The sequence below is a fragment of the Pseudoalteromonas sp. KS88 genome, from assembly GCF_004766475.1.
Taxonomy (GTDB): Bacteria; Pseudomonadota; Gammaproteobacteria; order Enterobacterales; family Alteromonadaceae; genus Pseudoalteromonas.
Genome location: NZ_PYHV01000014.1, coordinates 179815 through 202919, shown reverse-complemented (window position 1 = coordinate 202919; position 23105 = coordinate 179815). Strand labels below are relative to the sequence as shown.

The 23105-nt window shown below is 40.0% G+C and carries 22 protein-coding genes; 4 read left to right on the top strand and 18 right to left on the bottom strand.

What is annotated here, in order from left to right; translation table 11 throughout:
- Window positions 1–55 precede the first annotated feature (55 nt).
- The 7 genes from C7Y70_RS09450 to C7Y70_RS09420 form a co-directional block, all read right to left on the bottom strand.
- Window positions 56–1366: a mechanosensitive ion channel domain-containing protein gene (locus C7Y70_RS09450; RefSeq protein ID WP_135474646.1), complete on the bottom strand. Its 1311-nt coding sequence runs from the start codon at window positions 1364–1366 to the stop codon at window positions 56–58.
- Window positions 1367–1561: 195 nt separating this feature from the next.
- On the bottom strand, window positions 1562–1978 hold the full coding sequence (locus C7Y70_RS09445; RefSeq protein ID WP_135474644.1) for a hypothetical protein: 417 nt from the start codon (window positions 1976–1978) through the stop codon (window positions 1562–1564).
- 88 nt (window positions 1979–2066) lie between these two features.
- Window positions 2067–2420, bottom strand: coding sequence for a dihydroneopterin triphosphate diphosphatase (gene nudB / locus C7Y70_RS09440; RefSeq protein ID WP_280953829.1), 354 nt, complete (start codon window positions 2418–2420; stop codon window positions 2067–2069).
- A 369-nt stretch (window positions 2421–2789) separates the two neighbouring features.
- Window positions 2790–4013 (bottom strand): right-handed parallel beta-helix repeat-containing protein, encoded by a 1224-nt coding sequence (locus C7Y70_RS09435; RefSeq protein WP_135474640.1) that lies wholly within the window; start codon window positions 4011–4013, stop codon window positions 2790–2792.
- Between the two features lie 650 nt (window positions 4014–4663).
- Window positions 4664–5107 (bottom strand): dihydroneopterin triphosphate diphosphatase, encoded by a 444-nt coding sequence (gene nudB / locus C7Y70_RS09430; RefSeq protein WP_135474638.1) that lies wholly within the window; start codon window positions 5105–5107, stop codon window positions 4664–4666.
- A 59-nt stretch (window positions 5108–5166) separates the two neighbouring features.
- Window positions 5167–6060 carry a LysR family transcriptional regulator gene (locus C7Y70_RS09425; protein ID WP_135474636.1) on the bottom strand — a complete coding sequence of 298 codons (894 nt, stop codon included), beginning with the start codon at window positions 6058–6060 and terminating at the stop codon, window positions 5167–5169.
- Window positions 6053–7906: a monovalent cation:proton antiporter-2 (CPA2) family protein gene (locus tag C7Y70_RS09420; protein ID WP_135474634.1), complete on the bottom strand. Its 1854-nt coding sequence runs from the start codon at window positions 7904–7906 to the stop codon at window positions 6053–6055. Before C7Y70_RS09420 ends, C7Y70_RS09425 begins: the two co-directional genes overlap by 8 nt.
- 379 nt (window positions 7907–8285) lie before the next feature.
- Between C7Y70_RS09420 and C7Y70_RS09415 the strand changes: the two genes are divergently transcribed.
- A complete protein-coding gene (locus tag C7Y70_RS09415; protein WP_135474632.1) occupies window positions 8286–8831 on the top strand; it encodes a hypothetical protein in 546 nt (181 codons plus the stop codon).
- Window positions 8832–8869: 38 nt separating this feature from the next.
- Here the strand turns inward: C7Y70_RS09415 and C7Y70_RS09410 are convergent, their stop codons facing one another.
- The 11 genes from C7Y70_RS09410 to C7Y70_RS09360 all read right to left on the bottom strand — a co-directional run bounded on the left by C7Y70_RS09410 (window position 8870) and on the right by C7Y70_RS09360 (window position 19465).
- Window positions 8870–9760, bottom strand: a complete 891-nt coding sequence (locus tag C7Y70_RS09410) for a hypothetical protein (RefSeq protein WP_135474630.1) — start codon at window positions 9758–9760, stop codon at window positions 8870–8872.
- Between the two features lie 190 nt (window positions 9761–9950).
- The gene (locus C7Y70_RS09405; RefSeq protein ID WP_135474628.1) at window positions 9951–10793 is read right to left on the bottom strand and encodes a DUF4198 domain-containing protein; all 843 of its coding nucleotides are present in this window, start codon (window positions 10791–10793) and stop codon (window positions 9951–9953) included.
- Between the two features lie 54 nt (window positions 10794–10847).
- The gene (locus tag C7Y70_RS09400) at window positions 10848–11351 is read right to left on the bottom strand and encodes a DUF2271 domain-containing protein (protein WP_135474626.1); all 504 of its coding nucleotides are present in this window, start codon (window positions 11349–11351) and stop codon (window positions 10848–10850) included.
- Window positions 11351–11983 (bottom strand): PepSY-associated TM helix domain-containing protein, encoded by a 633-nt coding sequence (locus C7Y70_RS09395; protein WP_135474624.1) that lies wholly within the window; start codon window positions 11981–11983, stop codon window positions 11351–11353. Before C7Y70_RS09395 ends, C7Y70_RS09400 begins: the two co-directional genes overlap by 1 nt.
- A gap of 75 nt (window positions 11984–12058) precedes the next feature.
- Window positions 12059–12454 carry a YbaN family protein gene (locus C7Y70_RS09390; RefSeq protein WP_099295114.1) on the bottom strand — a complete coding sequence of 132 codons (396 nt, stop codon included), beginning with the start codon at window positions 12452–12454 and terminating at the stop codon, window positions 12059–12061.
- Window positions 12451–13041 carry a biliverdin-producing heme oxygenase gene (locus tag C7Y70_RS09385; RefSeq protein ID WP_135474622.1) on the bottom strand — a complete coding sequence of 197 codons (591 nt, stop codon included), beginning with the start codon at window positions 13039–13041 and terminating at the stop codon, window positions 12451–12453. Before C7Y70_RS09385 ends, C7Y70_RS09390 begins: the two co-directional genes overlap by 4 nt.
- A gap of 59 nt (window positions 13042–13100) precedes the next feature.
- Window positions 13101–15737, bottom strand: a complete 2637-nt coding sequence (locus C7Y70_RS09380; protein WP_135474620.1) for a TonB-dependent receptor — start codon at window positions 15735–15737, stop codon at window positions 13101–13103.
- A gap of 82 nt (window positions 15738–15819) precedes the next feature.
- Complete coding sequence (locus C7Y70_RS09375; RefSeq protein ID WP_135474618.1) at window positions 15820–16767, bottom strand: FecR domain-containing protein; 948 nt, start codon at window positions 16765–16767, stop codon at window positions 15820–15822.
- Window positions 16768–16784: 17 nt separating this feature from the next.
- Window positions 16785–17252 carry a sigma-70 family RNA polymerase sigma factor gene (locus C7Y70_RS09370; RefSeq protein ID WP_099295118.1) on the bottom strand — a complete coding sequence of 156 codons (468 nt, stop codon included), beginning with the start codon at window positions 17250–17252 and terminating at the stop codon, window positions 16785–16787.
- 147 nt (window positions 17253–17399) lie between these two features.
- Entirely contained in the window at window positions 17400–18710 is a 1311-nt protein-coding gene (locus C7Y70_RS09365) for a porin (RefSeq protein ID WP_135474616.1), read from the bottom strand.
- Window positions 18711–18967: 257 nt separating this feature from the next.
- Window positions 18968–19465: a MarR family transcriptional regulator gene (locus tag C7Y70_RS09360; RefSeq protein WP_099295120.1), complete on the bottom strand. Its 498-nt coding sequence runs from the start codon at window positions 19463–19465 to the stop codon at window positions 18968–18970.
- A gap of 468 nt (window positions 19466–19933) precedes the next feature.
- On the opposite strand from C7Y70_RS09360, the gene C7Y70_RS09355 reads away from it, so the two are divergent.
- From C7Y70_RS09355 to C7Y70_RS09345, 3 genes are all read left to right on the top strand, one after another.
- Window positions 19934–20785 (top strand): D-hexose-6-phosphate mutarotase, encoded by an 852-nt coding sequence (locus C7Y70_RS09355; protein ID WP_099295274.1) that lies wholly within the window; start codon window positions 19934–19936, stop codon window positions 20783–20785.
- A 62-nt stretch (window positions 20786–20847) separates the two neighbouring features.
- Window positions 20848–21405, top strand: a complete 558-nt coding sequence (locus C7Y70_RS09350; RefSeq protein WP_135474614.1) for a PH domain-containing protein — start codon at window positions 20848–20850, stop codon at window positions 21403–21405.
- Window positions 21398–22930, top strand: coding sequence for a PH domain-containing protein (locus tag C7Y70_RS09345; protein WP_135474698.1), 1533 nt, complete (start codon window positions 21398–21400; stop codon window positions 22928–22930). Before C7Y70_RS09350 ends, C7Y70_RS09345 begins: the two co-directional genes overlap by 8 nt.
- Window positions 22931–23105: the final 175 nt, after the last annotated feature.

Sequence of the window (23105 nt, the reverse complement as noted above, 5' to 3'; positions counted from 1 at the left end):
AATGCAGTGAGCTCAATCAAATTTGATCCGCGTCGGATAAATTTACGCCTAAAATTTAAGTTTTACCAACAAAGTTTTCGTTGAGTATGGTGACTTCGCGTTGTGGGAATGGAATAGCGATATCGTTAGCTTTAAGGGTTTCTAAAATGATTAGCAGTAAGTCGCCGCCAACGCGATTTTTACCGTCATCAATTCCCTGCATCCAAAACTCAACAAACATATTAATACCGTTATCACCAAAGCTATCTATTTCACAGTCTGGGCGCTCCTCAAAGGGTATTTCAGGGCCACTTATAACTTGCGGGTGCTCGGCAACAGCGGCTTTAATTATTTCTACCATGGCTCTGACGTCGGTGGCATATGCCACACTAAAATCAACCCTATAGCGTTGCTTAGGATCTTTATGTGTCCAGTTGGTGAGCAGTGATGAAATAAAGGTTTCGTTAGGAACGAGTATGTCTTTACCATCGTAAGTCTCTAAAATGGCGTGGCGCATTTTGAACTCTCTTACAAAGCCGCTTTTACCGTTTTCTAACTCAACAAAATCACCAATGGTGAGTGATTTATCGAGTAAGATAATAATGCCTGATATGAAATTTGAAGCAATAGTTTGTAAACCTAGCCCCAAACCAACGCCTAAAGCGCCTCCGAACACAGCCAATGCTGTAAGGTTTACGCCCATAATGTTCAATAACAATAGAGCGATAATACAAAACAAGCCTACTTCAAAAAGCTTAGTGAATACTTCGCGAGTACTAATATCCAGAGTTTGCTGATTACGAATAATAACCTTGCCAACATTGCTCGATGCGCGTCCTAGCCAAAATAATATGGCACCAAAGAAGAGTACTCGTGACAGCCCATACAGGCTAATTTGAATATTGCCTAAGTTAATTGATACTGCTTCAAGCGTTTTAATAAATGTTGGTAAATAGCCTAATAAATGTAGCAACAAGATAGGTAAGCCCACTACTTTAAATAGTGTAGACATAAAGCTATTACTGACAAACTCTTTAATGACTGAATAAGCAAATACTAATACCGCAATATTTAGCGCAGTATTAATGAGCCACACTTGTAAGTCAGCAGTGATGCCGATGGAGGTAAATACTCGCAATAAAATTATCGCTACTAGTGGGTAAACAACATTACTAAGACGAAACAGCATAATATTAACGGGGTGATCTGAGGCCGCTTTACTGTGATTATCAACACGCTTTTTTACTGTTTTTGAATAAATCCAGTAAGCAGCGGTGTAGCTGGCGACAATTACTAGCAATTGAAGGTAAGTTGCTGGTTGGCTTAGCATTGACTGGATTGATAACCAAACAGAATCAAGTTGTCTGGAAAAAAGCTCACTATCCATATTACATACTTTTGAGATTAAATAGATGCTTTACTATGGCGTATAAGTTTTAAAATTTACAGTATTATTATCAGTTGTAAGTAATTTGAAAAAGGAGGGCTTTTAATTAAGATTATTTTGCCGTAGTTAGCAGCATTGGTAGTTGATGAACGTTACGGTATTTCTATGAATCAACTCGCTTATAAGTAGCGAGGGTTAGGCAAGGATACTCAACAATATCCCAGGGTCGCTAACACCGGCTTCTTTCATGGCATCGCCAATGTCTTGCATGAGCGTAATAACCTGTTGTTCAAGCGCCATAACCATTTCACTTTGTATTTCAATTTGCTTTTGCAGTGCATCACTTTGGCTATCTTTATGTTGTTTTAGCTCAGTGAGTCGTTCTTTAGCAAGCTCGAGCTGCTCTTTAAGCTTTTCTAACTGCTCAATCATTCTTTTTATATGATCAGGTACGTCGAGCTCTACTGCTTTGGCGGTACGCTTCTCTTCGTGCCCAGTGAGCTTGTTTTGCTCTTCTTTTGAAAGGCGATAATGAGTTGCGGTTGCTGCCTTGTTAGCGCTTGCGTGCTCAGTATTGATGCTTTGTGCTGATTTGCTTGTATCGAGGTTCATACTTTAGCTAGTTGGATTGATACCTATGTATATTTGTATCGGCTTAGGTACTAAACTCTTTAGTAAATACGAAACAACTAGCGGTGCTTTATAACGCGAGTATTTCATAGCGATTACTCGGTGACCATGCTTTTTCAGCCGCTTGCTGCTGTGATAACCACATATAGTCAGTATGTTCGCAGGGGTCGAGTTGAATGCTAATATCATCAGGGACGCAAATACTAAACACATGCTCAGTATTGATTAGTGCGTTAGCATGATAACGATGACGCCAGCTTTCGCGAATTGTATATTGGTTGGTTTTTTTATGGTTACGAATGGTCAAGCCTAATGCTGTTGCATTTATTCCTGTTTCTTTAGGTAATTCAAGGAAGGAGGTTGGTGTAGGGCATTCGCTTTCATTGATGTCACTTGTTACCGATTGCCAAAAATTAGCGTGCAGTGTTATTTGTATGTTTAGCCCTCAAATATTAACTAAAACCACGCTCAAGGTGTGAGCATAGTTAGAATGAAAAAGGAGGTTAAACAAGAGTATAGATCGCTGAAAATATTCCCATGTTCAATTCAATATCGTAATTTCAATTGCTTTAAAACAGACACTTGTGTGCTGTATTGGTTCTTACTGCCCTTGTTATAAAGTAATGTTATTGATAATAAGTCCCTGTAGTGTGGTTAACTCCGTATTTTGAGGCGTTTACTTATACCAACAGTTTTCAATGCTCTTTGTTTTGAGAACATTCAGATAGAGCCCGTATTAGAGAGTATGTGGCCAAGTTTATTTTGCGCTGTAATCTACCCCATAACTCTTTATTTAGGGAGTTAAAATAAGAAAGTTTCCATCAGGTTTTACTCGCTGATCTTTAATCAGATATAGATAGCTTATGTTATCCTCAATTTTATAATTCGTAGGAGTAACCCCTCGCTTTGAATACCCTAAACTAATTCGGGGTTTAATTGGATAACCGTTGCTGTTTTTAATTGTTTGATCGATTAGCGAAACCACATTACCAATCATATTTACGTATTCACCCCCATAAACCGAGATACCATGGTAGTTGTCGACAAAGATTTTATTATTCCTAATGTTTAAATTAACAGCATGGCCATCAAACATTCCTATACCTTGTAAAGAACATCGCAAAGGATGATTTTTGTTTTCTTGATAGTTGATAATAAGGTTGTTTTCGAGCAAGACGTCATGAAGTTCCCCTTCAACATTCTCACCCCAAAGCTGAATGCCATCAGGGTGATTGCCATTAACAAGGTAGCAGTTTTTAATCACGTTACTTTGTACGTTAGCATTATGTGCGCCTGAGATTCGTATGCCATCACCAGCAAAATCAGAAATATAGTTGTGGGCAATTAAGGTGTTTTGTGCAGATGTCTTTATAGCGTGGTAAACATTAAAAAGAGTATTGTTCATTACGGTGCTTGAATGTGCGCTGATCGCTATACCAGACTTGCTGTTTTCAACCCAATCAAGAGCTGACCAATGTTGTGTTACATCTACACTGCTAATTTTACTATTTAAAATATCTATATAAGCAGCGTCACCTCTAAAATTGTGAGATTGTGCGTTGAATAAGAACCTAATAGAGCTGTTGTCTACATCAGTGTTGGGTCGAATAGCAATATCATCAAATCGCCATTTTTCGGATGAACGTACGAGTATTGCATTAAAAACAGCTGTGTGTGATTCAAAAGATTTAATGGTGATATAGTCTGTGTTGTAATAGTTTGAAATTATAAGGTTGCCATAATAACCCGGCATTAAATAAAGTGTATCACCTGCGCGAATTGGAGCGTTTGGATTGATTTCTATTTTTCCTTGTGCACTATGTGCAGGATAAGATGACCAATCGGTGGAATTTATTTTATTACTATTGAATACATAATCTAACGATGCCCATGGTCGTAAATAGGTTCCATCGTTTTCATTTGAGCCATTGATAGGATCAATAAAAAAATCCTCGGCGTCGGCCTCGCCTTTCAAAATGCAGAATAAACAAATTATCAATGTAAATTTAATTAGCATAATAAGCACCTACCCAATTTAAAACACAAGGTGAGAGAGGTTTTCTTCCCGCGTTCTCAGCAACATTAAACTGAACATTTGCATCATAATGCTTAAGTAATACAAAACTTAGCATGCTTTCCTCGTAAAAGTCAGCGGATGGGCATGATCACATCTTCTTTGTGTGTTTGTTTTCGCTTTGGTTAGAATTGTAAGGGTAGATTAGAATATCCCGTTTTACACTATAAATAGCTTAGATAACTATCAATGTATCGATTTTGTTATTTTAAGGGCTTCTAAATTCTAACTGTGCCAAGGGCAGTTAAACCGCTTCAAATGTTGCTTTGGATAGGTATTTAAAACGATTCAAGTACTTCGCATAGGTTCGTATTTACAAAGATAAAACTTTTTTCAAAGACCACATCTAACCAAAAGTGAATACAAACAGATAATTGCGGTAGGCGATCCCTTGCCCAATTTAGTTTTACTGGGCCATTAATATTATCGATGGTTAAATCACCCGCAATCGCTATAACGCAGCATGTTTATCCATGCGCTATACCTTAGGATTAGCTACAAGGGTAATTAACTTAAGTCAAAGCCGTAGATGCAGTTGAAGATAAAGTTGATGAAATCGAGCCTAACAAACTAAAAAAGACTACCACTAAGCCTTATAACGCGAGTATTTCATCACGATTACTCGGCGACCATGCTTTTTCAGCCGCTTGCTGCTGTGATAACCACATATAGTCAGTATGTTCGCAGGGGTCGAGTTGAATGCTAATATCATCAGGGACGCAAATACTAAACACATGCTCAGTATTGATTAGTGCGTTAGCATGATAACGATGACGCCAGCTTTCGCGAATTGTATATTGGTTGGTTTTTTTATGGTTACGAATGGTCAAGCCTAATGCTGTTGCATTTATTCCTGTTTCTTCAAGTAACTCTCTATGTGCCGTAATTTCAGGTGTTTCATCTGCATCAATACCACCGGTGACTGATTGCCAAAAACTTGCATCGTCAGCACGTTGGATCAATAAAAAATCTTTATTCTTTTTATAAATAACCACTAAAACCGAGAAAGGTTGGCGTAAAATTGTGCTTGTAGGCAAGATAAGCCCCTGTATTTATTTGTTAATATTCATCGAGTCTGTCTAATATATCGGTCATATTAGGACTGTGTTGATTCCAATAGTTGATGGCGTAGCAAGCTTATAAAAGTACGCGCTGCCGGCCCTAACCGATCGCCGTCTTTAAAGAGTAAGTGCAGCTTCGCGTTTCGTGTCGTATTGTGTGCAAGGTTCAGCGGCTTCACCAGGCCATGTTTAAGTTGCTCACTGATGGTGCTTTTTGGCAACCATGCGAAGCCAAAACCATTGCATATCATCTCAACTGAGGTGCGCATATGACTCACCGTCCAGCGTTGCTCTGCACCGAGCCAGCCGCCATCTTGTTTGTTTTGCAGTGCAGAGTCACGTACCACAATTTGTCGATGCGATTTAAGATCTTCAAGGGTGAGTGGGCGGTTAATACCATGGAGGGCGTGCTTTGGGTGAGCAACAGCAATGAATTCTATTGAGCATAGCTCTTCACTGAAGCCAGCTGCATCGGTAAAGCCAGAAATTGCAATATCAGCATGGGTATTTGCAAGTAACTCATTAGCACCAGTAAGTATTGATTCATGAAGCTCTATGCGTAATAACGGGTATTGCTCTGATGTTGCATTGAGCACTTTATAAAGTAATGCTTGAGGAAATATTTCATCAACAGCAATGCTTAGTTTACTTTCGACTCCTTCACTTAATGTATGACCAACCGCTTCTATTTTTGCAGCCTCGTCTAGTAAATAATTAGCCCGCCGTAGCATCATTGTTCCTGCTTCGGTGAGCACTGTTTTACGACCTTCAATCATTAATAGTTTCACATTGAGTGAGGCTTCAATTTTGCTCACCGCATTATGAATACTCGATTGACTCTTATGAATTTTTTGCGCCGCTTGGTTAAAGCCGCCATGATCTACAACAGCTCTAAACATACGCCATTGTTCTAAAGTAATTCTAAGCATTTTTATTGTAGTCCTCACAATCACCTTGATCGCATGTATTTAATGATTCCCGTGCTCGCTTATCTTGATTGAGTACTTGTTTTAAATCCTCTGTGCGTTGGCGTACTGCAACACCGTAGCTATGATCGTCACCCCATAATTCAGCGAGTTGAAGTACCGAGGCTCTATCATGCTCTCTAAATAAGTGTCCTGCACGTTGTGCATCGGGGGTCGAATTACCTAGTAACTCCAGTGTTTCTACACCTAAATTAATGGCGGAATCGACAGATTCACGATTAAAGGCGTCGACTTTTAATTGTAGTAATTGATAAGCATGACGGCGATCAATTGCGCGAGCAACAATCTTTAATTGAGGAAAGTTTTTGCGGGCAAGTTTTACTATTTCTAACGTTTTATCGGCGTCATCGATAGCAATTACCAACAATTGCGCGGTATCGGCACCAGCGGCTTCGAGTAGTTCTTTGCGTGCTGCATCACCATAATGCACAGTGTTGCCAAAACGGCGCAATAAATCTATTTGGCTCGGACTGTGATCAAGTACGCTAATATCATAACCTTGGGTACTCAATAAGCGTCCTATTATTTGTCCAAATCGACCGTAACCGGCGATAATCACATGCTTGGCCGGACTTATTTGCTCCGGTTTGTCAAAGGCTGGTGCGGTATCATTATTGCTGCGTTTTTGTAATTGATCGTATAGCATTAAAAGTAATGGCGCGATGAGCATTGATATAGCTACGACCAAGGTAGTGATGCTGCTTTGCTCTGGGGTTAATATTTGCAAGGTGTTAGTCATAGTGAGTAATACAAATGCAAATTCACCACCTTGCGCTAAGGCTAACGTAAACAGTAGTTGTTGAGTATGATGAATTTTAAAGGCGCGCGCTAATGCGTATAAGATCGCAGCTTTTGTGACGATTAAGGCAATCACCAGCATCACCACTGTAGTCAGTTGATCAAATAACAGTGCAAAATTGATCGAGGCGCCTACGGCAACAAAAAATAGCCCCAGTAACAATCCTTTAAATGGCTCTATATCAGCCTCAAGTTCATGGCGAAACTCACTTTCTGCTAATACGACCCCAGCTAAAAAAGTGCCCAGTGCGGGTGATAAGCCAACGCTTTGCATAATAAGCGCAATCGCAACCACTAAAAATAAAGCAAACACTGTGAATATCTCGCGCATACGTGTTTCAGCAATGTATCGAAATAAAGGTGCAGAAATATATTTACCGGCAAGTATAATCGCTGCAATGACGGTGACCGATGCCATTACTTGTGCCCATACTGGCCAGCCTGCTGTGAGAGAATGATTTATGTCAGTGGCATTTAATTGTGGTTCAAATGCAAGCAACGGCAATAATGCCAGAATAGGAATTACGGCAATATCCTGAAATAACAACACTGAGAATGCATTTTGCCCAGCCTCTGTTTTCAGCCAGCCTTTCTCTTCAAGGCTTTGTAATACGATGGCGGTTGAAGATAACGCGAGCATTAAGCCGATAGCCAATGCGCTTTGCCATTGCATGTTTAACAACCAATAACAAACAGCAAAAATTAATGTGGCTGTTAGTGTTACTTGCAAGCCCCCAAGGCCAAGAATAGAGTGGCGTAATTTCCACAATCGCGCAGGTTGTAATTCTAAGCCTACTAAAAATAACATCATCACAACACCAAACTCAGCAAAGTGCATCACCGAGGTTTGATCACCTACTAACCCTAAGATAAATGGGCCGATTAGTATCCCTGCTAATAAATAGCCAAGCACAGAGCCTAAGCCCAAACGTTTAGCAATAGGTACGGCAACAATCGCTGCGGCTAGATATATTAACGCGATCTCTAACATGGTGTGTCCTTTGATAGTGCTTGGCTGAGTTATTATGCCTTAATTGTTATATTACAGCGGAATAAAATTCTTTTTCGGTACTACACTGTTCTTACCACTTTTATTTAATTTTCTCCGATAAGCAACAACGTACAAATGTACGTTATGAACTTAAATTAATTGTAGTCATCAATCAGAATAACTGACTAGAATTAGTCAACCGAGCTCAAGTTAAGATATTTAGTAATTTAATGATATTAAATAATAAATGTTTTTATGTCTTTAGCCGAAAATTCATAGGAGGAACAAGGCTGATTAAGTATATGTTCATTCTAAAAGGATGAATATTAGTCATTAAATTGCAGTTCATTCAATAGAGTCGTTTTTATAAGGTGTTAAAATGAATAGTGAGTTATTACTTAAATTCATATTATTACCGGTTCTTGCCGTCGCAGTATTGTTAAAACCGGTGTGGGCCGAGCAACATCAGGTTGTCTTCGATCCGCAATCTAGCACTCAGCGCATTGAGTTTGAACAACAAATTACGGGTAATGAGTTTAATGATTATCAGGTGAGTGCTGATGCTGGCGATACTCTTAATGTGACTTTGACACCTTCAAATTTGAGTAACTATTTTAATATTCTACCCGCACAGAGTAACCAAGCCGTGTTTATTGGCTCAGTTGAGGGTCATTATGCCAAGTATCAGCTTAGTAAAGGCGGCGATTATATTGTGCGGGTTTATTTAATGCGTAATGCAGCCAGACGCAATGAAACGAGTAGTTACAAGCTAACTATCATTAAACACAACGATGGCAACATGACCATAAAAACTATGCACCCTAGCTGGGATAGTGATGGTGACGGGATAAACGACTGTGAAAATGAGGGAAGTTGTGATCACACGATTGATTACACCAAACCAAAATCAAAAACGGCCAACTAACTGACCGTTTTTAAATTAAATTGCGACAGTAAAATTTGTTAGTCTAATTTTACTGGGCCATTAATATTGTCGATACTCAAATCGCCAGATCCATCATCGATAATGGTCAGGCCTTTAGCATGATTAACACGAATGCTGCCTGAGCCATCTTCAATAGTGACTAAGCCATTAATATGCTCGACATATATATCACCAGAGCCGTCTTCAATCGTTAAATAATTACCTAAACGTTCGGCATTGATGCTGCCAGAATTATCATCAATCTCTACGCTACCAGTAATATCAGTTAAGCTTAAATCGCCTGAGCCGTCTTCAATGTCCATCATGCCAGCAACATTTTTTGCGGTGATACTGCCTGAGCCATCACTTATCTCGATATTTCCAGTAATGTTTTGTAAGTAGATATCGCCTGAGCCATCATCTATTTCGAGGTCATGGCCTTGTTCTATATTGATACTGCCTGAGCCATCATCGATGTCCATATTGCCCAGCACACCATTAATATTAATATCACCAGAGCCATCTTCAATATCAAGGTTGAATGAATTTGGTACAGTCACAACTAAATCGATACTTGGAGAGCTGCCTTGGTAAACGACCATGCCCGATGCACTCTCATTTTTGGCAACAAGGACTGCTTTGTCGCCCTTTTGCTCAAGCGTTAAGATATAAGGGTCATCTGCTTTTGCAGTGAAGATGGTTGCATCAACAGTGATTTCAGTGGCGGTGTTTGAGCCTATTACTTTGAGTGAGCCGGCTTCTGCTTCAATATCGAGTTGTTGTAATTGAGCCGCTGATAAAGAAAGTTGTTGCTGTTGTTCTATATTGGCACTTGCCGTAGAAATATGAACAACACAGCCGCTCATCAAAAGAAGGCTTGTTGCAATAGGAAGTGCTTTAGTGAGTAAAGAGAGTGATTTATTCATCATTGTTAGTATGCTCGTTTTTTATTTAGATTAACTGCTTAGGTTTCTAAAAGCAAAAACAAAGCCAATATTTAACATACTGTTTTATAAGAAACTAATTTATATTAGTTTAAATAATCCAATACGCATTTAGCGCGCAGTACTAAAAAGTAGTGAAAGTGGCTAACATTGTTAACCACTCTATAAAAGCCGACTATTCAGGGGCAACGTCTAAAGTAGTAAACAAAGCGTAGCGAACAGTGTCGATACCTTTTTCTGTTGAGTCTTCGCTGACACTTGCCTCAATAAGGTATAAACCAGGGTGCTGCCAAGTATTTGTAAAGAAGCCCTGCTTATCAGTTGTTACTTTTACTTCGTTGCGTTCGTTGCGGTAGCGTGTGTCACCTTTTAAAATCGCAAGCTCAACATTTGCAGCTGGTTTACCATCTTTTAATAATTGAAAGCGTGCTTCTTCACCAACAAATAAATCATTTGGGTGAGTTGGGCCACTGATCTCTAAACCGCTACCTAGTAGGGCTGGCTTAGATGTGCCGTTACGGCTAACAAAAGTATCAACAGTTGAGAATGACTTCATGGTTCTGATATCTTTTGCGCCGGCTGGAATGTCTTTGCTATTTTTAGGGCCAAATACGCGGCCACGTTCGCCTTGCGCATCTTTGTAAAAAGTCATTATGCGCGGCTCGCGTTTCATGGCGATATGATAAGTGCCTTCATCAGCTAACTTTACCGCTGCTGAGTTTTTACGTTGTAAGTAGTAGGCGCGAATTTTATCACTTACCAGCTCACCATTAGGGTCAAGAGCCATAATCAAGTTATCGTCATACTCTGCCCCTTTTTGTTTTGGGCGGTAAGCTTTATCAGCAGAAAAAATTTCGTTAGAGATACTGGCATCAATCATTACATAATGCGCTTTATCACCAGATAAAGAGGTATGCGAAGGTACTAACCACTGTGCATGGGCACTTGCATAGCTAGAGGCAAGGGCGGTTAATGTTAGCGCGCCTAATAATGCGCTTTTAAGTAAATTGGTTTTCATGATCTTTCCTTATTTAAATAATGTATAAGCATTTTTACTTGCTAGTTATTGCTGTTATTTGGCTTTGATCGTGATGAAGCTCTCGGAGAATTCTTTTTTGCCTGCAATCGTCATTTTTCCATCTTCGCTCAGATCCAATTCCATGCGTTTATAGTCTCTGCCGCCTTCTTCTCGCACTACTTCTAGATTAAGTAAATACTTACCAGCCGTGACGGGGTTTCCTTCTAGATCCTTACCATCCCAGTTAATTGTGTAGCTGCCAGGGCGCTTTGTTGCGCCTGTTACGCCATCAAAATTAGCATCGCTTTTACCTGCTTTACGCCACCATTGACGTAAATCTTTAAACCATTCAGCTTTTTCTACCCAGAGTGTAACAGTGGTCACATGTTTACGTTTGGGAGTTTCAAGCCACACTGCTACGTACGGGCGGTGGTAAGGTTGTACATCAAGTTCTGGTAAGGTGAGCTCTATTTCGAGCTCTGCCGCGCTGGTATTTGATTGAAATAAAGCAGCTGTAAATAGTATTATTGCACTGCATAACGTATTAATTTTTAACATTAAGACACTCCTTTTAGTTGTGGAACCCAGCATAAATAAATGACAGCAGGCGTTGCGACCCCAAGCACTGTTAGCCATATTCCTACCAAGCGTTTTTTTCTATTTTGAAACAAAATAACCATGCCGGTGATAGCAAATAAAATCATCAAAGCAGCAGAAATATCAATCACCCAGCTCCATGCTTTACCGGTGTGGCGGCCTTTATGTAAGTCACCAATTAGGCTCAATAAACCACCTGTTTGATATTCAAGATTGAGCTCACCACTGATAAAATCAATTTCAGCAAAGGCAAAGCCGGCAGGAAGTGGGTAGTCGAGCATGACGAGTGCATCTTCTTTTTCCCAGTCGATACTTTTAACCTGTGTTAAGCCATACTCTGCGGCTAAATAGGCTTCTATTTCAGGGTAAAGAGTAGGAAGCGCATCAATATTATGTTTGGCTTTAGTTATCATGGCTTCGGGCAATGCGATGGTTTGATGGCCATCTGTTTTGTCGCCCTTAAGCCAATCAACATGGTTTAATACAATGCCGCTGATACAAAACAAAATGAGTAAAAATAACAGGGCGGTAGAAAGGTAAATATGCAGCATACGGCTAATACTGTACATCGCACGCTTATTCATAAATGGCATAGGTAACAAAGTAAAATTAATTATTTTGTTTATGATAATGATTTGTATTAACTATAACAATAAAATTTACGAAGTTTACATTTCTGGTATACGAGAAGGGCGCGTTAATAAGTAGGCCATAACAGCTAGTTCAATTCCCGCAACAAGAGCAATGATCCAAATGGGTGGGGTGCTTAACACTAATAAAATAAATCCTGCAAGCATGCCTATGCCAGCAAACCATTTAGCTTTTAGTGGCACGACCTTATGGCTGTGCCAATGGCGCAAAGTCGCGCCATAACGAGGATGTTCAAGTAACCAAGTCGCAAGCTTTGGCGATGAGCGTGTAAAACATGCCAACGCCAAAATAAAGAAAATAGTGGTGGGCATGACAGGTAACAAAATGCCAATGATGCCCAAACCAACTAACGCTAACCCTAATAGTTGGTATCCCGTATTCTTATATGCGACTAAAGCGACCTTTAAATTCATGAATAGACATGCGCCTGAAAAAGTTGGAATCGAGTAAATGCTTGGCGAGCACCATCAATCAGTGCGCGCTCTTGTGTGTCATTTAGCTCAATACTATCAATTAATTGTACTAGATGACGCCAGTCACTGCCACGACCTGCACCTGGGCCTGCTAAATAATGAGCGCCATACTCTTTTGTTAACTGTAGTCTAGCTTGCGCTTGTTTGCCTAGCATTGCAGCGCCCACTTTTGAACCATCTACTACATAAAGCCAGCCCAGCGCTGTTGCTAAGTCAGTTTCATTGCTAATTAATGAAGTGAACGCTGATGCCGGCACGGGGTATTCAAGATCTTGAAAGTCTTGCTCAAGCATATTTAAACGTCGGCGCGCTGCTAAATTTTCAATGACCATATTTAATTCACTGTGTTCATAAAGCGCAGTTACATCACTTAAAAAATAATATTGTAACGTTAAAAACTGGATATAGTTTTCAGTGTTTGCAAATGGGTCTTTATCCATAATGCTTTTATCTATGTTGTCATGTACGTCAGCTGTACTGGCTTTTAATTGTAATGCACGAGAGGGTGCTAAAGTGGTGCTAGTCATGTTGACTCCTAGTTATGACGGTTTAAGTAAAAGTGGGCTAAGTGAATAGCCCTAATTAGCTATAGCTTTATCTCTAGCCCCAAAGTTACAGTTCTGCCTGGCTCTGGCATGGCAACAATTGAACCGGATGACACTATGTATCTATCTGTGAGGTTAGTGATTGTGGTAAATCCGCTGAACATATCGTTAAACTTATAGTTCGCGTAAAAATCGAGTTGATAACTTGCTGGAATTTTACTAACTGCCTTGGCACCAGTACCGCTTAAAAATCCTGCAGGATGCTGCTTGTCAGAATGCCCTTTATAAGTGAAGCCGATGTCCAGTTGATCATCAATAAAGGTGCTCCCAAAGCCAACAACAAGGTTTCGTTTAGGAGGAATACGAAGGGGCGTTAAACTGCCTGAAAAACCTTGACCGTTACAGCGATCAACTTGCTCAATATCACTAATTAAGGCAGAACAGATTTTTATATTGGTGTAATTGGTATATGAAACTGTGCTGTAAAATAAATCACTTTGGTAATTAAGATTAAGCTCAATACCTGGTAACTCAAAGCTATCGTAATTGGTGAATGTATATTTTGTAGTTTGCCATGGTTCAGCATCCGGATCTTTATTTGGCAATTGTGCGGTTGCTAACATGTGCTCAATACGAGTGTCGAAATAGCTAGCGGATAGCGTTAGACGATCCCCTTTAATTAACGCATTACTAAAGTGGCTTTCAATACCTAATTCAAAGGTGTTGCTGTTTTCAGGTATAACAGGGTAATCAGACGAGTAGGTAAATACTTCATTTGAAATAGTCGTCTCGTAGATATTAGGCATTCGATACGCTTTGCTGTACTTTGCTTTTAGCGTGGTGTTATCAAATACATTGTAATGAAGCAGTGCTGTAAAATCTGTTTTTGGCGAAAACTTTATTTCATGCTCCCCTTGATAGTCATGCGTACTAGAATCATGGTGGTTTAGGTTCAAGGTTAACTCAATGGGATCGAAATCAAACTGGCCATTTGCAAACACACTGCGAACAGTTTGTTTGCCGTCACGAGAGGTGGTTTTATCTGTGTAAAAATACTCCAGTGCTCCTGCTTTAGGTTTTAGTACCTCGTTTTGCCAAGAAGCGCCATACATTAATACTGTGGGGATTGAAGAAACAGTAAAAGCAGCGCTGTTATAAATTCCGACACCGTGGCGTTGGTTGCTGTATTCGTGAAAGTATTGCAGTGCATTAGGGCCTAAATTACTGGCCAAGGCGTTATACTGTTGTAATTTTACGTTGGTTGTCCATGCGTTGATTTTTAAATCGATTAATGGATTATTCGTGGGTAGAAAGCGATAAAGCAAGCTTGCGCTATTAACCAGCGCTGTACCAGGCTGCCATTGTGGCATGGTTTCTATGTTAGCGGGTATTGTGCCATATTCACCATCAGGGAGTATCCAAAAATCCCCTTTACGTTGCTTGAACCAGTATGAAGCCAACATTTCACCCGCTTGTTGCTGGTGATGGCGAGTATTTAATTCAATGTCATGTTCATCGTTAAAAGCATACTGTACTTTTGCAAGGTAGGATTCGCTTTCAAAGCTGGTATTGACTACTTCACCGTTTTGATTAACAGGGGGTAATACTTGGCCCCACTCATACGTTTCAACAAAGTTTTCAAAGCCGTGTTTACCAGCAAAATAGTTACCTGTTTTTTTATCACTATAGGCAAGCACAGCATTTAATTGATCCGTTTTAAATGCACCTGCGAGTAAAATACCGCCATTATCAAAGTCACTAGTGCTATTGTGGTTACTCACCTGATAGTACTGTTGCTGCCATGGGTTATCGGAAACTGTAGGTGTGTGATTATTGTTATACGTTTTAAGCTTAATCAACGCGCCAACGCTTTGATCCTTTGTCAAAATATCAGTGGTGTTGAGTGTTCTGATATTAACTGTTCCGCCAATTGCGCCAGCACTAAATGCGCTACTTTTTGCTGTTGCACCCTTTTCAATGGCAACAGTACTAATAAAATCTGAGTCGATGTAGGTTCTATCTGAGGTGCCCATGTAACCACGGTTTGTGTGGGTGGACTGCAAGCTCCCATCAATAAAAATAGGCACTCGACCTTCACCTTGAACACCACGAATACCAATATCGAGTGCGCCAGCTTCGTTACGTAAATTATTTGCGTCGATGCCGGTAAACGTTGAAAAAATATCTGAATTTGAACTGCCTTTACTGCGGTCGAGCTGGTGGCGGTCTAATTGAATTTTGTTGCCACTTACAACAATGACTTCGATGTTTTCAGGGGTATCTTTATGGGCATGCTTATTCGTTTTTTTATTGTGCAAATCGCGCTTATTTTGTTGTTTTGTTTCTTTTATAGTCCCATTTTTCTGGATAATAATGCTGTTATTGACAATTTTTGCACTGAGGCCAGTGTCTTCTAATGTAAATGTTAAAGCGCCTATTAGTGTTTTTTGTCCATAAATGGCTGGTGCTTTTAGCCCTCGCAATAAAGATGCATCTGCAATGAGGTTCATATTTGCTTGCTCAGCGAGCAAATTAAGTGAAGTACTCAAAGGCTGTTGAGCAATATTAAACGTTACTATAGTGGAGGTACTTTGAGCTGTTGTGGGAAAGCTAACAGCAACCCCTAAAGCTAAGGCGATGGGAGATAGTTTAATACCGTAACGAGTTATTGTATTCATTGCAATTGTTCCATATAATGCAAAGTTGTTTATATGAAAACGAATGATAATGAGAATCCCTCAATAAAAAGATGATTTATTTTTAAGAATTGTCCGCTTTACTTATAATGACTTGATTATTATGGCTTTTAATTTCAACAGGGAGCACGTGTGGTAATAGATTTAGAAAGTTATCAAGTTGAACAGCTGAAAATGTCCCAGATAACTTTAGCGCAGCAACTCGATTATCGGAGAACGTAAACTCTGTGTCATGATAACGGTTAAATTCAGCACATACTTCCACAAGCGGTGCGTTACTAAAAACTAATCGGCCACTACGCCATGCATCAACGAGTGTAGGGTCTATTGTTTGCACATTCATTCCAAGCTCGTTAAATACAACGTGCTGTCCTTGTACTAACTCAATTAGGTGGTGGTTGTTTTGTATCTTTACCCTACCATGTTCGACGCTGATACGCGTGCTATGCTTTTTTTTATCAACGCTGAAGCGAGTGCCCAGTACAGTGATTTTTGTATCATCAGTGCTAACAATAAAAGGACGCTGCAGGTCACTGGCCACATTAAAAAATACACGCCCTTGAACGAGTTTGTTTTTACGTGAGTTAGGGTTAAAGTCGAGTGAAATTTGTGTTTTTGCATCTACGCTTAGCTGAGAACCATCGGGTAGGGCAATATCAAATTGTTCACCTCGGTTTGATTTATAATGAGCTGTATACTGGGTGGGCGATGCCTCATTTGGCCACAATTGATATCCAGTAATAGTGAGCATTAAACAGGCAACACATGCTGCTATAGCCCATGTAGATAAAAATCTTTTAGGTTGTGGTGTATTGAGTTGTTCAATTTCATGTTCACTAAATTGCGTTAATAGCCGTTCAATCTGCACACTTTCTTGGTAAGCGGCTTGATGCGCTTTACTAGTATTGAGCCATTGGATAAAAGCCTGTTTTTGTGATGCAGTTAGCCCAACTTTTTGTTTTTCAAGCCAGGTATTTGCTTGCAGTTGCAATTGTGTTTGCTGACGGTCCATTGCTTATATTCCCGTGGTTATTTTTTTATTGTATTGCGACATGCCAGCATAGCGATGGCTAAATGTTTTTCAACCATGCTGACAGAAATCCCCATCTGATCTGCAACTTGTTGGTACGTTAGGTTTTTAAATTTATAAAGTACAAAGGCTTGTTTAGTTTTCTGAGGTAATTGCTCAATACACCTATAAAGCAGACTGAGCTGTTGTTGGCTGGCCAGCTTTGCTTCGGGTTCATAATCGCTAGGTGCGATCAACTCTTGCTCAACAGGGTCTGTAACGGTGTAATTACGGCGATAGTTATCAATAACGATGTGTTTAGCCGTTTTGAAAAATAAAGCCCGCTGCTGGGATGTGTCATGCTCAGGGTTGCGTTTGCGGTAGCTTAATAAGCGTGTGTATGCTTCTTGAACGATGTTTTGCGCTTTATCTTTGCATCCAACAGAGCGAGAAATATAACTTAATACTTCAGCATAATAGCGTTCCAAGGCGCACCAATTTAAGGTTTCTAAAAAGGGGGCGGATACTAACGTCAATTTACTCAAATGACAATAGTTTTTATTTGTATTCGTGTGTTTTAAAAGCAGCTGTTTGATTTAAGGTCAGCCCAGTATGACTACCGGGCTGAGGGGGGCTTAAAAGTAATAACCAACATTTATGTTGAAGCGGCGTTCGGTTTCGCTGCTATCACCAGCAATTGAGCCGCCGACAAATGGTTGGTTTTTCGCGAAGACGTAATCTACATAGGTGAACAGGCCACCAGCGGCAATTGAAAAGCCGGTTACGTTCATCCAAGTATCTTCTGTATTATCTGACTTATCGTAAATGATGCCATAGTCATTATAAAACTGTAGGCCTGTTACAGGGCCCCATTCTACAGGTACACTGTAAGCAATGTTTGCATTGGTCATGGTTGCTTCTGCAGCAATACTGTCATAGAACGAATAAGCGCCAACGGCCATGCGGTTGGCGTTATCAACGTCGTAATTGTATTCACCGTGTTGTAACTGAAAGTTCCACTGACCTACAGTGCTATTTAAGTGCATTGCCCATGCATTGTAATCACCAGCACGATCAACACCGTCATGTAAACCACCAGCTAAGGCTGAGAAACCTAACTCTGTAGTACCACCCTCGTGTTCAAGGTGATAAGCATAGCGCCCTGAAAAAGTATTGTATTCGCCTATCGCACTGGCAGGCTCAGCGTAAACGCCTTCATCAACAGTTCTAAAGCCAACAACATCATATGAGTAGCGATCGCTGCGGTTATCAACATAGCCATCAACTCCCCCTTGCTCATCATTTTTGAAAAAGCCAAGGTCAAGCTGCCAGTTGTCGGCGATTTTACGCTTGAAGAGCACACCCATATCGTGGTCATCTTCAAGGCCAATGTAATATGTAGTACCGAAGAAATAGTTATGAGAATTATATGGCCAGTTGCCGAATGGCACTTTAGTGATACCTGCTTGGACTTGCCAATCATCGGCAAAGTCATAAGCAGCATAAGCATATTTAACTGCGGTCATGTAATCAAAAAAGCGAATTTCCGCATTGAGCATCACGCCGCCAACATCACCAGAGAAATTCAGTCTGAAAATGTCAAAGTCGTAGTCACCACCACGATCTTTACTGTCTTCATCATAAGATGTGTGGCTGTAGTTGGTTCTTACTGCGCCGCCAACTTTAATACCCTGCGACTCTTTAACAGGTTTAGCTTCAGCAACGAGTTGCTCTTCAACTTTTTGTTGTTTCGCTATTTGTCGATCAATGGCTTGCTGTTGTTGTGTCGATTTTTGCTCGGCAGCATCTAGTTTTTTCTGGAGTTGCTGCATCTGTTGTTGCAGTAGCTTTAGCTGAGCTTGCATGTCATCAATATCTGATGCATTTGAAGAGGTTGAAACGGCGCCCAGCATAATTGCGAGGGCTATCTTTGAAGGTTTAAGCATGAGTCATCGCTAATGTGAATTTAGGTACTATTTAGGATAGATTAAATTAGCTTTTAACCCAAGTCTTGACGGTAAATTAGACGTAAAAAGCAATAAATTTCAAAACTTAAGTCGTTTTGAATAAATAGCTTTTTATTATATTGTGGTAAGAATGCGAGCTAATAAGGGAATTTCTCAGCTGTTATGAAGCCTACTGATTGCTAGTCTCGCGTTGCGTTAATCACAGCGCGACCTATATTCAGATAGGCTTGCAAACTCTATTGTTCAGGTGTTTTTTGCTCAGCTTGCTTTGTTAACGCACCTACTTCAAGTAATGGGGAGGCATCTATTTTATCTGCATCCATCATCGCTGCAATTCGTTGCATAGATGATAATAACTGGCTTTGTTCCCACTCATCTAAGGCCGTAAACTTTTCGATAAAGTGCTCTTGTAAAGGTTGTGGGGCATTAGCGAGCAGCTCTTTACCTATCTGTGTTAGATACAAGCTAACCCGACGCTTGTCTAACTGGCTTCGTACACGACTAACCAAGTTGCGGTTTTCAAGACGGTCGAGGATATTCGTTACAGTTGCAGGGCTCAAATTGACATTCTGAGCGATGCGGCTAGCTGTTATGCCATCGCTTTGATCAACCTCATGCATGATAAGTAGTTGGGGGCCTGTTAAGCCAGATGTTTTATTTAATTGCTTTGAATGAAGATCAATAGCCCGGATCACGCGGCGTAAAGCGACCAGTAACTCATCATATTTTTGCATTTTGTATCTCGTAAAAAGGGAGGTTATTACGATCTTAGCGCGATCGCAGTTGATAAATATTACACTTCAAATAAATAGAGTTCAAATAGAAAAATGTGTTTGTGTGTTGAGGGCAAAGTTTAGTCAATATATTGCTGCTAGTCGCTCTATATAGCATAAGCCATGCACAATAATTTGTGTATGGGCAAAGTAAAGGTAATCGAGATGTTGTTTAGAAAGTGAATGGTTTTAGCTTAATAGATATGATGCAAAGGAGGTTAAAATTGCTTTGAGTTGAAATGAAAATAACTTAACTGGGCTCTCATTTTATTAAATGTTGTTCACACTCACACTCACACTCACACTACTGAACTTAGGCGACAGAGTGAGAAATTATAACTTTGAACTAAAAACGCTTAATAAATATTTACTATTGCGTAAAGTATTGGGTAAGGTATGGCAGGCTTTTTCATTATTATGGGACGTATTATGAAGTTATCTCCATCTGTAAGCATCGAACATTCTGATTCAGGCTTAGAGTACATTAATGTCGCAAGCGACACGTGCACGGCTAAAATTTACCTCCAAGGCGCGCAGTTAACCCAGTTCACGCCGGCGGGGAAAAAGCCGCTGATTTGGGTATCAAGTGAAGAAGATTATCAAGAAGGTAAAAGTATACGTGGTGGTATTCCTATTTGCTGGCCTTGGTTTGGCGTTAACTCGAATCCTGATTGGCCTATTCACGGTGTAGCACGCACTCATCTTTGGCGTGCAGATGAAGTATCAGAAAATGATGGCGTAATTCGGGTTAGCTTAACGCTCCCAATGACGCAAATAGATGAGACTTATTGGCCATATAAATCGACCTTGAAAGTTGAATTCATATTAACGAGTAAGCTTGAAGTTCGTTTAACCACAACTAACCTTAGCGACCAAGCAATTACTTTTACTCAAGCTTTACATACGTATTTTCCTACGCCCGCAATTGAAGAAACTAAAGTAGACGGGCTTCAAGGTTCTAAATTCATAGAGTTCGGTGAAGGTCCATTTGATCAAAGTGAGCTGGTCGGGTTTGCGCGTGAGACTGACATGGTTTATACCCAAGCACCTGCTACACAAAGAATTATTACCCCTGATGGGATTATCGAAGTGGGTCGCGAAAACTCAACGTCTTGTGTGCTATGGAACCCGTGGATAGATAAATCAAAGCGCTTGTCTAACTTTGCTGATGATGAATACCATACAATGCTGTGTTTAGAAGCTGCAAACGTGATGGATGATAGTGCAACGGTGGCGCCTGGGCAAAGCCACACATTAGGCACGACCATTAGTTGGGTTTAATCGTTTACAGGCAAAACCAAGCCAACGTACTTTATGTTGGCTTGTAAAAGGATAGATGCACCGTGTTTGAAAATTACCAACTCGACTCTTTACCGCAACACCAAGATATCGTATTTAAACCGCTTGCAGATAATGCATTACTTTATGTGCAACTGAGTTGGCTGTTATTTTACGTGCCCTTAATGCTAATTCTAGCTGCTGTTTGTTATTTTAATGATAAATTTGCCAGCATGGCGCAAACTCCCTTGTTAATTGCGCTCCCGATTATTTTAATATTGTCATTAGCTTATAACGTGCTAAGTGTCAGGCTGCGGGGGATCGCAGTACGAAATCATGATATTGCCTTTAAAAAAGGTGTTATTTGGCAGCAAGTTACAATTTTGCCGCTCTCTCGGGTACAACATACAGAAATACACAGAGGCCCTTTAGAGCGAAAGTTAGGCCTTGGTAGCCTTCGTTTATACAGTGCTGGGGGGATGAGTGCAGACTTAAGCATTAGTGGCTTAAGCCACCATGATTGCAAAGACATTCGCCAATTTGTACAAGATTATACTCAGCCAACACACTCAAATACTCAGCTCAATGACGCAACGATAAGTGAAGCCCCAAGCAATGGATGAGCAACAATGGCAACGAGTATCGCCATGGGCGTTAGTGTACTTTGTATTACACTTTGCTTTTCGCTTTATAAAAGATGGCATTTTTAATTTATTACCAATCGCAGTCCTGTTTGTTACTCAAGTCCAAAATAAACTATTTTGGGGTCAAGTTGCTGCGGTTGTTGCTGTTACAGCATTACTTATTTATTCGGTTGCTTATTATATAAACTTTCGATTTTGTATAACTGATGAACACGATATTTTACTTAACAAAGGTGTATTCAAAAAAGAGCGTTTAACGCTGAGCTTTTTGCGGGTACAGAATGTAAATGTAGCCGAGCCTTTTTATTTTAAGCCCCTAGGTTTGGTTAATTGTATTTTCGACGCCGCAGGAAGTGTGTCACAAGAAGTTATATTGCCTGGTGTAACGGCTAAATATGCTGATGCCATGCGTGAGCGTGTACTTACTTATAAAGAAAATGAGCAAGAGCAGAGCTCAGAGCCTTCTACAACTGATTTGGCTGAAGAGCAATCGCAACGCAACTTAACGCTCAGTAATAAAGAGGTGGCTAAGTTTGGCTTAATGTCGAACATGGCTATTCTTGCGCTTGCTGCCTTAGCACCGTTTATGAATGTTTTATTTGAGTTTTTAGAAGAGGCGGTTATTAATCGTCTCGAAACTTTTTATGAGCAAGAAGTTGGCATGCTAGTAAATGCAGCTGCATTGGCTGTATTTTCGATTTTATTTTTAGTCGTTATCGTCGCAATTTTCCTGTCTGTGGTGATGGCGCTGATACGGTTTTATAATTATGAGTTATATTTCAGTGAAGGTAAGTTTAAACGTATTGCGGGCTTATTAGAGCGACACCAGTTATCAGTGAGCTTGGAAAAGGTTCAATCAATATCTATTAAACAAAACCTGATCGCACGTGTTTTAAAACGTTACACCATCCAATGTTTTCAGGCCACTAGTGGGCATGCGATAGGTGCAAAAAACAAGCAAAGTTTAGTCATGCCTGTACTCGATGTTACGCAAGTCAACCAAATGCTGTTATGGATTTACCCTTGGCTGGATCAAACAGGATTTGACTTGAAAGCACTTAACTTTAAAGGTGTTGAGAGAGCTTTGCTGCTAAAAAATCTTTGCTTTTACGCGCTGACTCCAAGTGTCTTATTGGCTGCTTTTAGCTATGTTACTGAAGTTATTAATCCTCTGTTTTGTATTTTTATTTTTGCTTTATTAAGTATGTTCGCATTTTTGTCATATAAACGATACGGGTATTATTTTTATCAACATGAGGGGCGCTACTACGGCATTTTCAGAAGCGGCATGCTGGGTGTGCAATATCGCGTATTTGAATTATATAAAGCGCAAAGTGCTAATAGCATCAGCACCTACTTTATGCGTAAAAGTGGTTTGAAAAGCTTGTCTATACAACTAGCGTCAGGCACGGTTTCATTACCTTATCTTAAAAAAGACATCGCTAACGGTATAATCGACTTTACGATGTTTCAGGCTGAATCAGAGAAACGAAATTGGATGTAAAATACCTTTATTGCAAATAGTTATCAATTGCATTGACTCTTTTCACACTGATATTATACTAATCAATATCAGTTTTTAAAGAATCAGGGATATGATGGTTTTAACATTATGTTTATTAGCGTTTTGCTGTGTATTGGTATTAATGTTTCATATTCGCTGCTGTAAAAAAGCATCA